Origin of the sequence: uncultured Nocardioides sp. (assembly GCF_902805925.1) — a bacterium.
GTDB lineage: Bacteria > Actinomycetota > Actinomycetes > Propionibacteriales > Nocardioidaceae > Nocardioides.
In genome coordinates this window covers 15,302-30,074 of the sequence record NZ_CADCUP010000035.1, presented here as the reverse complement: position 1 = coordinate 30,074, position 14,773 = coordinate 15,302, and the positions used below count along the sequence as shown (strand labels likewise).

Sequence of the window (14,773 nt, the reverse complement as noted above, 5' to 3'; positions counted from 1 at the left end):
CCCGCGCCGCCCGATCGAGCACTTTCCCGAACCGGTCACATGCCGAGACGCCGGTTCCATGATGGGAGACTCGCAGCATGAGCGCTCCCCCCGACCTGCCCGGCATCGTGGCCCGTGCGTTCGACGTCTCGCGCAAGGCCGGCTACGTGTCGTTCTGCCGCAACGAGACCGGCCGGCTGCTGGCCACGCTGGCCGCGACGCGGGGCGGCACGATGGCGGAGTTCGGCACCGGCTGCGGCGTGGGGACCGCCTGGCTGCGCTCCGGTGTGCGCGACGACGTGCGCATCGTCACCGCGGAGCTCGACCCCAGGCTCGCGACCGCGGCGGCGGAGATCTTCCAGGACGACCCGTCGGTCGACGTGCTGGCCGCCGACTGGTCGACGCTGACCGACCAGGGCCCCTTCTCGCTGCTGTTCCTCGACTCGGGGGAGCCCGAGAGCGTGCGCGTGGACGCCGTCGCCGACCTCCTCGAGCCGGGCGGCCTGGTGGTGCTCGACGACTTCATCCCGTGCGAGATGTGGCCGCCGATCCATCGCGGCCGGGTCGACACCCTGCGCGAGGAGTGGCTGACCGACGAGCGGTTCACCGCCGTCGAGGTGATGATCGCCCCCGACGCCTCGGCGCTCATCGCCACCCGGCGCTAGCTGGCGATCGGCCGCTCGACGTCGGGGTCGACCACCGGCGCCGGGGCGTACTCCGGACCGAGGTCGACGGTGCACCACGGCAGCATCGTGTGCACCAGCGGACCGATCGCGAGCGCATAGACCACCGTGCCCAGCCCGACGGGTCCGCCGAGCAGCCAGCCGACGGCGAGCACCAGCACCTCCAGCGAGGTGCGCACGAGCCGCACGGAGAGGCCCGTGCGGCGCACCAGGCCCGTCATCAGCCCGTCCCGGGGGCCGGGGCCGAGCTGGGAGCCGATGTAGAGGGCCCCGGCGAAGCCGTTGACCACGACGCCGCCGAGCAGCATCGCCAGGCGGGCGGCCAGGGCGTCGGGAGGGACGACCAGCGCCAGCGTGGCGTCGGTGGCGACACCGATGACCACCGCGTTGGCCACCGTGCCCAGGCCGGGCATCTGGCGCAGCGGGATCCACAGCAGCAGGACGGCGAAGCCGACGACGATCACGATCGTCCCGAAGCTCCACCCCGTCTGCTCCGCCAGGCCGGCGTGCAGGACGTCCCAGGGGTCGAGGCCGAGCGTGGCCTCGATCATCATGCCCATCGAGGCGCCGTACAGGAGCAGGCCGAGCATCAGCTGGGCCAGGCGGCGGGGAAGGCGCGGTGCGCGGAGCTGCTCCAGCGGGGTCAGGTGGGCCAGGGGCGTGCGGGTCACGTCTCCATGGTGACCCAGATTGGCCTTGGAATGAATAGCCAATCGTGCGACAGTGGCCTGCATGGCTCCCTCCATCAGTCCCCAGCGGGTCGCCGCCCTCGTGGGTGACTTCGACCGCTCCCCCGCGTACGCCGGCCTGGCCGACTCCCTGCGCCTGCTCATCGGGGACGGCCGGATCGGCCTGGGCACCCGGCTGCCGAGCGAGCGGGAGCTCACCGCCACCCTGGCGGTCTCCCGCACCACCGTGACCCGGGCGTACGCCGCCCTCCGCGAGGTCGGCTACGCCGAGGCGCGGGTGGGCCACGGCACCTTCACCCGCGTGCCCAGCGGTCGCACCCGGGCGCTCGACAAGGCGCTGCTCCCGCGTCCCGGCGACGCCGACGCCATCGACCTCAGCTGCGCGGCCACCTCGGCACCGTGCGGCGTGGGAGCCGCCTACGCCGCGGCCGCGGCCGAGCTCCCGGCGTACCTGTCCAGCCACGGCTACTTCGTCGCCGGCGTGCCGGAGCTCCAGCAGGCCATCGCCGCGACGTACGACGAGCGCGGGCTCCCGACCGACCCCGAGCAGGTGCTGGTGACGCCGGGAGCGCTGTCGGCCGCCTCGATCGTCGCACAGGCCTTCACCGGCTCGGGCGACCGGGCGCTGGTGGAGTCGCCGTGCTACCCCAACGCGGTGGACGCGATCCGCCACAGCGGCGCCCGCATCGTGCCCTCACCGGTGGACCCCGACGGCTGGGACCTCGACGCGACCGCGGCGGTGCTGCGGCAGACGGCGCCGCGGCTGGCCTACCTGATCCCCGACTTCCAGAACCCCACGGGCCACCTGATGACCGACGAGCAGCGGGCCACCCTGGCGGGGCACCTCGCGGCCACCCGCACCACCGCCGTCGTCGACGAGGCCCACCAGGCCCTGGCGCTGGAGGGCCAGGAGATGCCGCTGCCGTTCGCTCATCACTCCCCCGGTGCCATCACCATCGGCAGCGCCAGCAAGACGTTCTGGGGGGGCCTGCGGCTGGGGTGGCTGCGCGCCCCGCACGACCTCGTGGAGCGGCTGGTCACCGCCCGGCTGGGCCTCGACCTCGGCTCGCCGGTGCTCGAGCAGCTCGTGCTCAGCCGGCTGCTCGCCGAGCGCGGCACGGTCGTGGCCGACCACCGGGCCCGGCTGCGCGAGCAGCGCGACGCCCTGGTCGCCGCCGTGCGCGGAGAGCTGCCCGACTGGTCGTTCTTCGTGCCGACCGGCGGGCTGGCGCTGTGGTGCCAGCTGCCGGTCTCGGCCGCCACCGACCTCGCGGTCGAGGCCGAGCGTCACGGCGTGATCGTGGCCCCCGGACCGGTGTTCGCGGCCGAGGGGGGGCTCGACCGCTTCGTCCGCATCCCGTGGACCCGTCCCGTCGAGGAGCTCGAGGAGGCCGTGCGCCGCCTCGCGGTCTCGTGGGACGTCGTCACCTCCGACGCCGGCAGCCGCCCCGGCTCCCGCCGGGGGCGGGTGATGGTGGCGTGACCGGGCGGGCCGGCCTCAGGACAGGTTGACCGCGCGCACCGAGATCGCGCTGATCGCGCTCGCGATGTCCGCCAGCGTGTCGGCCGGGATGGCCGAGTCGACCGAGAGCGCCACCAGCGCGGAGCCGCCCTTGGCGTCGCGGGCCACCTGCATGCCGGCGATGTTGACCGCGGCGTCGCCGAGGATGCCGCCGACGGTGCCGACCATGCCCGGGCGGTCCTCGTAGTTGAAGAACGCGAGGTGGTCGGTGGGCTCGATGTCGACGTCGAAGCCGTTGACCTCGACGAGCCGCTCGCGCTGGCCGAGCCCGACGAGGGTGCCGCTGACCGAGACCTGGGACCCGTCGGCGAGAGTGCCGCGGATGGTGATGAGGTTGCGGTGGTCGGGGCTCTCGGCGTCGGTGACGAGCCGGACGGCCGTCCCCCGCTCGGCGGCGAGCAGCGGCGCGTTGACGTAGGAGACCGGGTGCTCGACGACGTCGGTGAAGACGCCCTTGAGCGCCGCGAGCTCCAGCACCTTGACGTCGAACTCGGTGATCTCGCCACGCACCTCGACGTCGACCTGCTGGGCGACCTCGCCGGCGAGCGCGCTGAACACGCGGCCGAGCTTCTCGGTGAGCGGGATGCCGGGGCGCACGTCCTCGGCGATCACGCCACCCTGCACGTTGACGGCGTCGGGCACGAGCTCGCCCGACAGGGCGAGCCGCACCGAGCGGGCCACGGCGATGCCGGCCTTCTCCTGCGCCTCGTCGGTGGAGGCGCCGAGGTGGGGGGTCGCCACCACGTTCTCGAGCTCGAAGAGCGGGCTGTCGGTGCACGGCTCCTTGGCGAAGACGTCGAGGCCGGCGGCGGCGATGCCGCCGGTCTTGAGCGCGTCGTGCAGCGCCGCCTCGTCGACGATGCCACCGCGGGCGGCGTTGACCAGCACCAGGTGCGGGCGGGCCTTCGCGAGCTCGTCGGCGCCGATCAGGCCGACGGTCTCGGGGGTCTTGGGCAGGTGGACGCTCATGAAGTCGGCCTCGGCCAGCAGCGTGTCGAGGTCGACCAGGCGCACCCCCATCTGGGCCGCGCGGCCGGCCTGGACGTAGGGGTCGTAGGCGATGACCTTCATGCCGAAGGCGCTCAGGCGCTGGGCCACGAGCACGCCGATGCGGCCCAGGCCGACGATGCCGACGGTCTTCTCGTAGAGCTCGATGCCGGTGTACTTCGACCGCTTCCACTCGCCGTTCTTGAGCGCTGCGTGCGCGGGGCTGACGTGGCGGGCGGCGGCGAGCATCAGCGCGACGGCCAGCTCGGCGGCGGAGACGATGTTGGAGGTGGGTGCGTTGACCACCATCACGCCGCTCTGGGTGGCGGCCTTCACGTCGACGTTGTCGAGGCCGACGCCCGCTCGCGCCACCACCTTGAGGTTGCTCGCGGCGGCCAGCGCCTCGGCGTCGACCTTGGTGGCCGAGCGCACCAGGACGGCGTCGGCGTCGGCGATCGCCGACAGCAGCTCGGCACGGTCGGCGCCGTTGCAGTGGTGGATCTCGAAGTCGGGGCCGAGCGCCTCGACGGTGGCCGGGCTCAGCTCCTCGGCGATGAGCACGACGGGCTTGCCGGAAACGGGTGCAGTCACAGCGGTCCTCACGACGGGTCAGGGACGGGGGTCGAGGCGCACGACGCTGTGCGGCACTCACCCTACCCGGCGCTCCCCGCGCCCGGCACGCGGTCTCGGGGAGCGGCCGTCCCGCGCCCGGGGCTACCTCGCGGAGCGGGCCTCCTGGCGGGCCACCGTGCCGCGCCGCAGGAGGTACGACGCGGCGAACCCGATCACCAGGGCGCACAGCACGCCGAGGTTGGCGAACGCCCAGGCGCCGTCCCTGCCACCGAGGCCGAGGCCGAGGAGGTAGCCCTGCCAGTTGTTCCACGAGGCGTCGTCGGGGAACGTGTTGACGACGAGGCCCCAGCCGATGAACGAGGCGAGCGCCATGGTGGCGATCGAGATCCAGTCGAACGCGCCGTACCGGCCGGCGGGGTCGAAGAGCGCCTCCTCGTCGTAGTCGCGCCGGCGCAGCGCGATGTCGCCGATCATCAGCCCCGCCCAGGCGGCCAGCGGGACGCCCAGGGTGATCAGGAAGCTCTGGAACGGCCCGGCGAAGTCCTCCGCGACGAACACGACGTAGATCGTGCCGAGGGTCAGGATGACGCCGTCGACGAAGGCCGCCTGGGGCCGCCGGAGGCGCACGCCGAGCGAGAGCAGGGTCAGTCCGGAGGAGTAGATGCCGAGCACGGCACCGCTGACCAGCGCCAGGATCGCGGCGAGCAGGAACGGCACCAGGACCCAGGTGGGCAGCAGGGTGGCCAGCGTGCCGATCGGGTCGCCCGCGACCCCGTCGAGGATCTCGGTCGAGGAGCCGGCCAGGGCGAGGCCGAACACCACGAGCACGACGGGCGCGAGGGCGCCGCCGACGGTGTTCCAGCCGACGATGGCGCCGTTGGAGGCGTCGCGCGACTGGTAGCGCGACCAGTCGGCGGCGATGTTGATCCAGCCGAGCCCGAAGCCGGTCATCACCATCACCAGCGCGCCGATGACGGCCTGCGTGGAGCCGGCGGGGATGGCCTGCACGGCCGACCAGTCGATGTCGTCGAGGGTCATCGCCATGTAGAGCACCGACACCACACCGGTGATCCACGTCAGCACCGACTGCATCCGCATGATGACGTGGTAGCCGGCCACGCTGGCGCTCACGATGAGGGCGGCCACGACGGCGGTGGCCACGACCTTGGTCGCCGTCCCGCCGCTCCAGCCCAGCCGCTCGAAGATGGTGGAGGTGGCGAGCACCGCGAGGATGGCCAGGAAGGTCTCCCACCCGATGGACACCAGCCACGAGAAGACGCCCGGCACCTTCTGGCCGGTGACGCCGAACGCCGCGCGGCTGAGCACCATCGTCGGCGCGGACCCGCGCTTGCCGGCGATCGCGATGATGCCGCAGAGGGCGAAGGAGACGACGATCCCCACGACGCTGACGAGCACGCCCTGCCAGAACGAGATGCCGAAGTAGAGGACGAAGGCGGCGTAGCTGAGCCCGAAGACGCTCACGTTGGCCGCGAACCACGGCCAGAACAGGTCGGCCGGGCGCGCGGTGCGGTCGGCCTCGTCGATGATCTCGATGCCCGTCGTCTCGACCCCGAGGCGGCGGGTCTCGCTCAGCGTGTGGTCACTCATGGGGCCCATCCTCACGCACCGCGACCGCCGGCCGGAAGTCCAGCAGGGCGGCGACCAGGGGGCCGAGCCGGCGGGCCGTGCGCTCGGCGGTGGCGACGACCTCCGTGGGGTCGGTCGCGGCGTCCGAGCCCTCGACGGCGGTGACGATCGAGAGGCCGAGGAGCTCGAGCCCGGCCTCGCGGGCGGCGATCGCCTCGGGCACCGTCGACATGCCGACGAGGTCCGCGCCGACGCGCCGCAGCCAGTCGGCCTCCGCCCGGGTGTTGTAGTGCGGACCGCGGAGCTGGGCGTAGACGCCCTCGTCCAGCGACGGGTCGAGCTCGCGGGCCAGTCCCCGCAGCCGCGGCGACCAGGCGTCGGTCAGGTCGACGAACCGCGGGCCCTCCAGCGGTGAGGTGAACGTCGTGGCCAGGTGGTCGCGGACCAGCACCGCCTGCCCGACCTCCCAGTCGTCGCGCAGGCTGCCGTTGGCGTTGGTGAGCACCAGCGTGCGCACCCCCAGCGCGGCGGCCGTGCGGACGCCGTGCACCACCGGCCGCTGGCCGCGGCCCTCGTAGAGGTGCGTGCGCCCGCTGAGCACCAGCACCCGGGCCGCACCGACCTCGAGCACGAGCACCTCCCCGGAGTGGCCCTCGGCCACGGGCGGGAGGAGGTGCGGCACCTGCGCCATGGGGAACCGGTGCGTGGGCCGGCCCCACGACTCGACCAGGGGCCCCCAGCCCGAGCCCAGCACCACCGCCGCGTCGTACGGCGCCCGGCCGGTGCGGTCGGAGAGCCAGGCGGCCGCCTCGCGGGCAGCGGCGTACGGGTCCACGCCCGCTCAGCCGACCAGCGACCGGCCGACGTGCTCGCCGGGGCGGACGCCCGACGGCACGGCGAGGACGGCGGAGGTGGGGGTGGACGCGCGGCCGCGGTCCACCGCAAGGCCGAGCACAGAGTTCGCGAACACGGGGAGCGATGCTACGCCCGGCGCTGAGGCTCGAGCCTTCCTCCGGCTTGCGCCGCGCCGCTCAGCAGGCGCACCCGTCCGGGCCGCAGGCAGCCGCGTCGTCCCCGCCGACGACGCTGAGCTGCGGCCGCGAGGCGGCCCACGCCTGCTCGAGCGCCGAGGCGAAGACCTCGGCGGGCTGCGCGCCCGAGATGCCGTACCGCTGGTCGAGGACGAAGAAGGGCACGCCGGTGGCGCCGTACGCCCGGGCCTGCGCGACGTCGGCGGCGACCTCGTCGGCGTACTCGTCGGAGGCGAGCACCTCCTCCACGCGCGCGGCGTCCAGCCCCACCGAGGCCGCGGCCGCACGCAGCACGTCGTGGTCGCCGATGTCCCGGGCGTGCGCGAAGTACGCCGCGAGCAGGGCCTCCTTGAGCCGCCCCTGGAGTGCCGCACCACCGGTCGCGAGCGCGAGGTGCAGCACCCGGTGCGCGTCGACGGTGCTGGTGTGCACGGTGTCGAAGAGCCGGAGCGCCAGCCCCTCCTGCGCCGCGAGGTCGATCAGCTGCTGCTGCATGTCGCGGATCTCGTCGTCGGTGCGGCGGTACTTGCGGGCCAGCACCTCGGTGCTCGGCTCGTGGCCGTGCCGCGGTGCGCCGGGGTCGAGCTCGAAGGAGCGGTAGACCACCTCGACCTCGTCGCGGTGGGCGAACCCGGCGAGCGCGGTCTCCAGCCGGCGCTTCCCGACGTAGCACCACGGGCAGACGACGTCGGACCAGATCTCGATGCGCATGTCCGGCCCAACGCCGCCCGCGGAGGTTCTCTTCCCGCGTCCCCGCGCCTCAGCTGCGGGCCGAGGAGCCCTCGACGTAGTCGGAGTCGTGGCTCTTCACCCACGCCATCAGCTTGCGGAGCTCGCGGCCGGTCTGCTCGATCGGGTGCTTCGCGCCCTGCTCGCGGAACGTGGTGAACTCCGGGGAGCCGTTGTCCATGTCGGTGATGAAGCGCTCGGCGAACGCTCCGCTCTTGATGTCGTCGAGGACGGCGACCATGTTGGCCTTGACGTCGGGGGTGATCACGCGGGGGCCGGAGACGTAGTCGCCGAACTCGGCGGTGTCGGAGACCGACCAGCGCTGCTTGGCGATGCCGCCCTCGTACATCAGGTCGACGATCAGCTTCAGCTCGTGCAGGCATTCGAAGTAGGCCACCTCGGGCTGGTAGCCCGCCTCGGTGAGCACCTCGAAGCCGTACATCACCAGCTGGGAGGCACCGCCGCAGAGCACGGCCTGCTCGCCGAAGAGGTCGGTCTCGGTCTCCTCGGTGAACGTCGTCCTGATGCCGCCGGCCCGCAGGCCGCCGATGCCCTTGGCGTAGGAGAGGGCGAGGTCCCAGGCCTTGCCGGAGGCGTCCTCCTCCACGGCGACGAGCACGGGGACGCCGCGGCCGTCGACGTACTCGCGGCGCACGAGGTGGCCCGGGCCCTTGGGCGCGACCATCAGGACGTCGACGCCCTCAGGCGGGGTGATGTAGCCGAAGCGGATGTTGAAGCCGTGGCTGAACACCAGGGTGTCGCCCGCGGTGAGGTGCGGCTCGATCTCCTCGTTGTACAGCCTGCGCTGGTGCTGGTCGGGGGCCAGGATCACCACGACGTCGGCCTCCTCCACCGCCTCGGCCGGGGTGAGGACGCGCAGCCCCTCGGCCTCGGCCTTCGCGCGGCTCCTCGAGCCGGGCTGCAGGCCGACGCGGACGTCGACGCCCGAGTCGCGCAGCGAGAGCGCGTGCGCGTGCCCCTGGCTGCCGTAGCCGATCACCGCCACGTTCTTGCCCTGGATCAGGGACAGGTCTGCGTCGTCGTCGTAGAACATCTCAGCCACGGTGCGGCTCTCCTTCGTCGTTGCTTCGGTGGTCGGGTGGTGCGGGTGGTACGGCGCTCAGCCGGCCCGCTGAGGCGCGACGGGCACGGGACGGACGGTGCGCTCGGTGATGGAGCGGCCGCCGCGGCCGATCGCCACCATGCCGGACTGGACGAGCTCGCGGATGCCGAAGGGCTGCAGGACGGCGAGGCAGGCGGCCAGCTTGTCGGTGCTGCCCGTCACCTCGATCGTCACCGCGTCGGGGGCGACGTCGACGACCTTGGCCTCGAAGAGCTGCACGGCGTCGAGCACCTGCCCGCGGGTGTCGGCGCCGGCGCGCACCTTCACGAGCAGCAGCTCGCGGTTGACCGAGGAGCCGCCGTCGAGCTCGACGATCTTGATGACCTCGATCAGCTTGTTGAGCTGCTTGGTCACCTGCTCCAGCGGGGAGTCCTCGAGGGCCACCACGATCGTCATCCGCGAGACCTCCGGGTCCTCGGTGGGACCCACGGCCAGGCTGTCGATGTTGTAGCCACGGCGGCTGAAGAGGCCGGCGATGCGGGCCAGCACGCCGGGCTTGTTCTCCACCAGCACCGAGAGGGTGTGCCTGCTCATGCCCGGACCTCCCAGTCGTCCTGGACCTCGTCGAACTGCGGCGCGAGGTCGCGGGCGTACTTGATCTCGTCGTTGCTGGTGCCGGCGGCCACCATCGGCCACACCATCGCGTCGCGGTGGACGCGGAAGTCGACGACGACGGGCAGGTCGTCGATCGCCATCGCCTTCTCGATGGTGGCGTCGACGTCGTCCGGTGAGTCGCACGCGAGCCCGACACAGCCGTAGGCGTCGGCGAGCTTGACGAAGTCGGGGATCCGCTTGGAGTGCAGGTCGGTGTTGGAGTACCGCTCGTTGTAGAAGAGCGTCTGCCACTGGCGCACCATGCCCAGCGACTCGTTGTTGATGATGGCGACCTTGATGGGGATGTCGTTGATCGCGCAGGTCGCGAGCTCCTGGTTGGTCATCTGGAAGCAGCCGTCACCGTCGATCGACCACACCGTGGCCTCGGGCCTGCCGACCTTGGCGCCCATCGCCGCCGGCACCGAGTAGCCCATGGTGCCCAGGCCGCCGGAGTTGAGCCAGGTGCGGGGGTGCTCGTAGTCGACGAAGTGGGCGGCCCACATCTGGTGCTGCCCCACGCCGGCGACGTAGATCGCCTCGGGCCCGGCGATGGCGCTGAGCCGCTGGATGACGTGCTGCGGGGCCAGGCTGCCGTCCTCGGGCTGGTCGTAGCCCACCGGGTAGCGCTTCTTCAGCCCCGCGACGAAGTCGACCCACTGCTCGTAGTCGCCGGTGCGACCGGCCTCCGCCTCGGCGCGCAGCGCGACCAGCAGGTCGGCGATCACCTCGCGGCAGTCGCCCACGATGGGCACGTCGGCGTGGCGGTTCTTGCCGATCTCGGCCGGATCGATGTCGGCGTGCACCACGAGGGCGTGCGGCGCGAAGGAGCTGAGGGTGCCCGTCACCCGGTCGTCGAAGCGGGCACCGAGGCTGATGATCAGGTCGCTGCGCTGGAGGCCGGCCACCGCCGCGACGGTGCCGTGCATGCCCGGCATGCCGAGGTGCTGGGGGTGGCTGTCGGGGAAGGCACCACGCGCCATCAGGGTGGTGACGACGGGGATGCCGGTGAGCTCGGCCAGCTCACGCAGCTCGCGCGACGCGCGGGCGCTGATGACGCCCCCACCGACGTAGAGCACCGGGCGGCGCGCCTCGAGCACGAGGCGCGTCGCCTCGCGGATCTGCTTGCTGTGCGGCCGCGTCACCGGGCGGTAGCCGGGCAGCACGAGCTCGGTGGGCCAGGTGAAGGTGGTCAAGGCCTGCAGCGCGGACTTGGCGACGTCGACCAGCACCGGGCCGGGCCGGCCGGTCGAGGCGATGTGGAAGGCCTCGGCCACCGTGCGCGGGATGTCGGCGGGGTCGGTGACCAGGAAGTTGTGCTTGGTGATCGGCATCGTGATGCCGCGGATGTCGGCCTCCTGGAAGGCGTCGGTGCCGATCATCGAGGCGCCGACCTGACCGGTGACGGCGACCATGGGCACGGAGTCCATGTGGGCGTCGGCGAGCGGCGTGACCAGGTTCGTGGCGCCCGGGCCGGAGGTGGCCATGCAGACGCCGACCCGGCCGGTGGCCGCGGCGTAGCCCTGCGCCGCGTGTCCCGCGCCCTGCTCATGGCGCACCAGGATGTGGCGGATCTGCGTGGAGTCCATCAGCGGGTCGTACGCCGGGAGGATGGCGCCGCCGGGGATGCCGAAGATCGTGTCGGTCCCCGCGTGCTCCAGGGCCGTGATCAGGCTCTGCGCGCCGCTCATCTCCGCGCCCTGTTCGGTCATCTCACACCGTTCCCGTCGTGATGTCGTCCGTCATGGTTCCGCCGTCGTGCACCCAACAAAAAACCCCTCGGTCCGGGCGGACGGCGAGGGGTGACGCGTGTGCGGTGAGGCTGGAGGCCTCAGCTCACGCGTCGCGTGCGTACGAGGATGTCGGTGCGCATGCGGCATACGGTCCTCGTCAGCGGGTCGTGGCGTCAAGCCGGTCCGGGCGGCGTCCCACATCTCGGGACGTCGGTCCCACCATGTGGCGCAGTCGGCCCGGTCAGTCCCGCCCCGCCGACGTGCACACGCAGACCTTGTTGCCGTCGGGGTCCGCGAGCACGACGTACGCCGGCGCCGCCGCGTCGCTGACCAGCGTCCCGCCGGCCGCCAGGGCGGCGTCGATGCGCTCCTGGGCCACCTCGGGCGGCACCCGCACGTCGTAGTGGAACCGCTGGCGCCCCTCCTCGGAGCCGGAGGGCTGGAACCACAGGGTGTCCGTGTCGCCCTCGCGATCGCGCACGTCGTCACCGCCCGCACCGCCGGGCACCCCGAGGACGGCCAGCCAGAACGGTCGCACGGAGGCCGGGTCGGGGGTGTCGAGCGCGACCTCCACCTGGGAGAGCGAGCGAGGGTCGGCCTCGACGCCCATCTCGCGCGCGATCTCGCTGATGCGCCTGGCCAGCGCGACGTCGCGCTCGGTGACCGCGTCGACGTCGTGGCTGAGGAGGCGGACGTTGAGGTGGGCGTAGCGCAGGTCGAGGTCCGGGTGGTGGTCGGCCTCCTCGGCGGCCTGGCCGATGCGGTTGACCAGGGCCAGCCCGGTGGCGAAGTCGCCGGTGCGGAAGCGGGCCTGCAGCGGCGACATCAGCAGCCGCCAGTCGTCGATGCCCGCGTCGAGCACCTGCTGGTGGGTGAGCCCGCCCGTCACGGGAGGACCTCCTGTCCGATGGGGCCGGGATTGTGCGCGATCTCCCAGCGGAAGCCGTCGGGATCGGCGAAGTAGCCGGAGTAGCCGCCCCACTCCCGCTCGGTGCCCTCGGAGACGAGGTCGGCTCCGGCGAGGCGCGCGGCCTCGAGCACCCGGTCGACGCCCTCGGGCGTCGCCACGTTGTGGGCCAGGGTGATCGGCGCGACGCCGCCGCCCCGGTTGACCGACGCACCGACCTCCGCCACGAACGCGGCCTCGTCCCACAGCGAGAGCACGACCTTGTCGGCCACCTTGAACATCAGCACCTCGCCCACCACGTCGACCGCGGGCTCCCAGCCCAGGCCGTCGATGTAGAAGGAGCGGCTGGCGCCGAGGTCGCGGACGGCCAGGGTGATGAAGCTGACGCGCTGGTCCATGAACCTCACCCTGCCACGCCCCGGGGACACCGGCACCCCGGCGTCGCCCGTCCAGGGCGTGTCGGTGCGAGACTCACCGCATGTCCCTCGGCTCGTCCTTGCGCAGGGCGGTCCGCGCCGCCACCAGCGGCGTCCCCCGCCTGTACGCCGCGGCGCGCTCGGCCGGGGCGGACCACCGCGACGCAGCCGCCCTGGTGTCGGCATCGGCGTCGGCGCTGATGGTGGCCGCGCGGCGGCACCCGCACGAGTGGCGCCGGCAGAACGCCGTACGCCACTTCGCGTGGCAGGCGCTGCTGACTGCCCGCTACGGGGTCGAGATGGCCCGCGCGCTGGCCGACGCCCACGAGCGGGGGTCCTCCGACGCGGTGGACTCCTCGGTCGACCGGGCCAACAACGCGGCCGGCCAGGCGTACGGCGCGGCGCACGCCGCGCAGCTGCGGCGGGGCCCGGTCGGCGCCACGCTCACCCACCTCGTCGAGGTGGCGGAGCGGGAGTGGGCGGCCGGACGGCTCAGCTCGCCGCCGCGGCGCGACGGGTGAGGTCGCCGAGCGAGGTGCGCTGACGGCCGTCGGGGTCGAGCGCCTCGTCGAGCCAGGCGTCGTAGGCCGCCGACACGGACGGCCAGTCGGCGTCGGTGATCGAGAACCAGTCGGTGTCGCGGTTGCGTCCCTTGTGGACGAGCGCGTTGCGGAACCGGCCCTCCGCCACGAAGCCCAGCCGCACCGCCGCCCGGCGCGACGGCTCGTTGAGGCTGTCGCACTTCCACTCGTAGCGCCGGTAGCCGAGGTCGTCGAAGACGTGGCGGGCCAGCAGCACCATCGCCTCGGTGGAGCCGGTGGTGCGCTGCAGGGGACGGCCCAGGACGATCCCCCCGACCTCCACCGAGCCGTGCACGGCGTCGATGCGCATCAGGGAGGCCATCCCGAGCGGCCGGCCGTCGCGGCAGACCACGAAGGCCTGGGCGCCGGGCGCGGCCTCCCGCCGGGCGATCACCTGCCCCAGGTCCTGCGCCGACGCCGGCGGCTCCTCAGCCAGGTAGGTCCACAGCGCGGCCGCCTCCGGCCCGCCGAGGACCGCCCACAGGCCGTCGCGATGGGCCTGCGTGAGCGGCTCCACCCGCACGTGCCTGCCGACCAGCGTCACCGGGCCGGGGCGCTCGCGCGGGGTCCAGTCGACCGCGTCGCCGACAGGCTGCCCGTGCTCGTTGGTGCGCGTCACCCGATCTCCTGGGTGATCTCCCGCGTCGGGCCGGAGACGGTGACGTGCGCGAGCGCGCCGTTGACCAGCGGGAGGTACGGCGGCACGTGCCCGCACTCCACGTCGAAGACGATGGGCAGGTCCAGCATGCCGAGCGCGTCGACGACCGCGTCGCGCTGGGAGAAGTCGCCGGAGGGCGGCGCGCTGGTGCGGCCCACCAGGATCGCGTCGGCGTCGTCGAACCAGCCGGCCAGCCGCATCCCGTGCAGCTTGCGGCAGATCTCGAAGGCGCCGTCCTCGGCCGCCTCCACGTAGACGAGCAGGCCGTCGCCCGCGTGCTCGCGGCCGAACCCCGGCACGTCGCCGTACGGCGTGCCGGTGAGGTTGCTGATCGTCTCGATGCACCCGCCGACGAGGCGGCCGGTGACATCGAGACCGCCGCCGCCGTGCACCTCCCACGTGCCCTGCTGGTCGAGGCGGTAGGTCTGGTCGGTGGGGTCGCTCTCCCAGTCGCCGTAGCCGTTGGTGCCGAAGACGCCGGTGGCCCGCTGCGTGACGGGGCCGGTGGTCGCTGCGATCTCGGTCCAGTGCACGAGGCCGTCCGTGGCGACGTACGGCGTGTCCATGAGGTTGGTGCCGTGCATCGTCGCCCAGCCGAGCCGCAGGGTCAGCGGCAGCATCCAGGTGTCGATGTCGGAGAAGCCGAGCACCCAGGTGGGCTCGGCCTGCTCCAGCGCGTCCCAGTCGAGGCGGTCGACGAGGTCGATGGCCGTCTCCCCGCCCCACGGCGGCACCACCGCCCGGATCGCCGGGTCGAGCAGCATCCGGTCGAGCTCGGCGGCGCGCTGCTCCACCGGCGCGCTCACGTGGGTGGGCTGGCCCATGCACTCGCCGACCTCGACGTCGTACCCCCGCTCGCGCAGCCATCCCACCGCGTGGTCCAGGCGCGGCCGGAGGGAGTCGGGGACCCCGCTCGAGGGGCTGGTGACGCCGATGCGGTCGCCGGGCTTCAAGGGTGCGGGAAAGCGGATCATGGCGCCATCC

Annotated in this window: 16 protein-coding genes; 3 read left to right on the top strand and 13 right to left on the bottom strand. The window is 73.2% G+C overall.

Features of this window, described 5'->3' with window-relative positions; all coding sequences use genetic code 11:
* Positions 1-77: 77 nt before the first annotated feature.
* Positions 78-644 (top strand): O-methyltransferase, encoded by a 567-nt coding sequence (locus tag QZX64_RS02365; RefSeq protein ID WP_295656629.1) that lies wholly within the window; start codon positions 78-80, stop codon positions 642-644.
* On the opposite strand, the gene QZX64_RS02360 is transcribed toward QZX64_RS02365, so the two are convergent.
* Positions 641-1,333, bottom strand: coding sequence for a YitT family protein (locus QZX64_RS02360; RefSeq protein ID WP_295656627.1), 693 nt, complete (start codon positions 1,331-1,333; stop codon positions 641-643). The genes QZX64_RS02365 and QZX64_RS02360 overlap by 4 nt on opposite strands.
* 61 nt (positions 1,334-1,394) lie before the next feature.
* Between QZX64_RS02360 and QZX64_RS02355 the strand changes: the two genes are divergently transcribed.
* Entirely contained in the window at positions 1,395-2,834 is a 1,440-nt protein-coding gene (locus tag QZX64_RS02355) for a PLP-dependent aminotransferase family protein (protein WP_295656625.1), read from the top strand.
* A 15-nt stretch (positions 2,835-2,849) separates the two neighbouring features.
* Here the strand turns inward: QZX64_RS02355 and serA are convergent, their stop codons facing one another.
* The 10 genes from serA to QZX64_RS02305 all read right to left on the bottom strand — a co-directional run bounded on the left by serA (position 2,850) and on the right by QZX64_RS02305 (position 12,532).
* Positions 2,850-4,451, bottom strand: coding sequence for a phosphoglycerate dehydrogenase (gene serA, locus QZX64_RS02350; RefSeq protein WP_295656623.1), 1,602 nt, complete (start codon positions 4,449-4,451; stop codon positions 2,850-2,852).
* 123 nt (positions 4,452-4,574) lie between these two features.
* Entirely contained in the window at positions 4,575-6,041 is a 1,467-nt protein-coding gene (locus tag QZX64_RS02345; RefSeq protein ID WP_295656621.1) for a cytosine permease, read from the bottom strand.
* Positions 6,034-6,855, bottom strand: coding sequence for a purine-nucleoside phosphorylase (locus QZX64_RS02340; protein ID WP_295656620.1), 822 nt, complete (start codon positions 6,853-6,855; stop codon positions 6,034-6,036). The genes QZX64_RS02345 and QZX64_RS02340 overlap by 8 nt, the downstream gene beginning before the upstream one ends.
* Positions 6,856-6,861: 6 nt before the next feature.
* Positions 6,862-6,990, bottom strand: a complete 129-nt coding sequence (locus tag QZX64_RS02335) for a hypothetical protein (RefSeq protein WP_295656619.1) — start codon at positions 6,988-6,990, stop codon at positions 6,862-6,864.
* Between the two features lie 61 nt (positions 6,991-7,051).
* Positions 7,052-7,762 carry a DsbA family oxidoreductase gene (locus QZX64_RS02330; RefSeq protein ID WP_295656617.1) on the bottom strand — a complete coding sequence of 237 codons (711 nt, stop codon included), beginning with the start codon at positions 7,760-7,762 and terminating at the stop codon, positions 7,052-7,054.
* A 49-nt stretch (positions 7,763-7,811) separates the two neighbouring features.
* Complete coding sequence (gene ilvC, locus QZX64_RS02325; RefSeq protein WP_295656616.1) at positions 7,812-8,843, bottom strand: ketol-acid reductoisomerase; 1,032 nt, start codon at positions 8,841-8,843, stop codon at positions 7,812-7,814.
* Positions 8,844-8,900: 57 nt separating this feature from the next.
* Complete coding sequence (gene ilvN, locus QZX64_RS02320; RefSeq protein WP_295656614.1) at positions 8,901-9,437, bottom strand: acetolactate synthase small subunit; 537 nt, start codon at positions 9,435-9,437, stop codon at positions 8,901-8,903.
* Positions 9,434-11,206: an acetolactate synthase large subunit gene (locus tag QZX64_RS02315; protein ID WP_295656613.1), complete on the bottom strand. Its 1,773-nt coding sequence runs from the start codon at positions 11,204-11,206 to the stop codon at positions 9,434-9,436. Before QZX64_RS02315 ends, ilvN begins: the two co-directional genes overlap by 4 nt.
* A gap of 262 nt (positions 11,207-11,468) precedes the next feature.
* Complete coding sequence (locus QZX64_RS02310) at positions 11,469-12,116, bottom strand: 4a-hydroxytetrahydrobiopterin dehydratase (RefSeq protein ID WP_295656612.1); 648 nt, start codon at positions 12,114-12,116, stop codon at positions 11,469-11,471.
* Positions 12,113-12,532, bottom strand: coding sequence for a VOC family protein (locus tag QZX64_RS02305; RefSeq protein ID WP_295656611.1), 420 nt, complete (start codon positions 12,530-12,532; stop codon positions 12,113-12,115). Before QZX64_RS02305 ends, QZX64_RS02310 begins: the two co-directional genes overlap by 4 nt.
* An 80-nt stretch (positions 12,533-12,612) precedes the next feature.
* On the opposite strand from QZX64_RS02305, the gene QZX64_RS02300 reads away from it, so the two are divergent.
* Positions 12,613-13,071: a DUF6973 domain-containing protein gene (locus tag QZX64_RS02300; protein ID WP_295656610.1), complete on the top strand. Its 459-nt coding sequence runs from the start codon at positions 12,613-12,615 to the stop codon at positions 13,069-13,071.
* Here the strand turns inward: QZX64_RS02300 and QZX64_RS02295 are convergent.
* Positions 13,043-13,750: a GNAT family N-acetyltransferase gene (locus QZX64_RS02295; protein ID WP_295656609.1), complete on the bottom strand. Its 708-nt coding sequence runs from the start codon at positions 13,748-13,750 to the stop codon at positions 13,043-13,045. The two genes, QZX64_RS02300 and QZX64_RS02295, sit on opposite strands and share 29 nt — an antisense overlap.
* Positions 13,747-14,763, bottom strand: coding sequence for a S66 peptidase family protein (locus QZX64_RS02290; protein WP_295656608.1), 1,017 nt, complete (start codon positions 14,761-14,763; stop codon positions 13,747-13,749). Before QZX64_RS02290 ends, QZX64_RS02295 begins: the two co-directional genes overlap by 4 nt.
* Between the last annotated feature and the right edge of the window lie 10 nt (positions 14,764-14,773).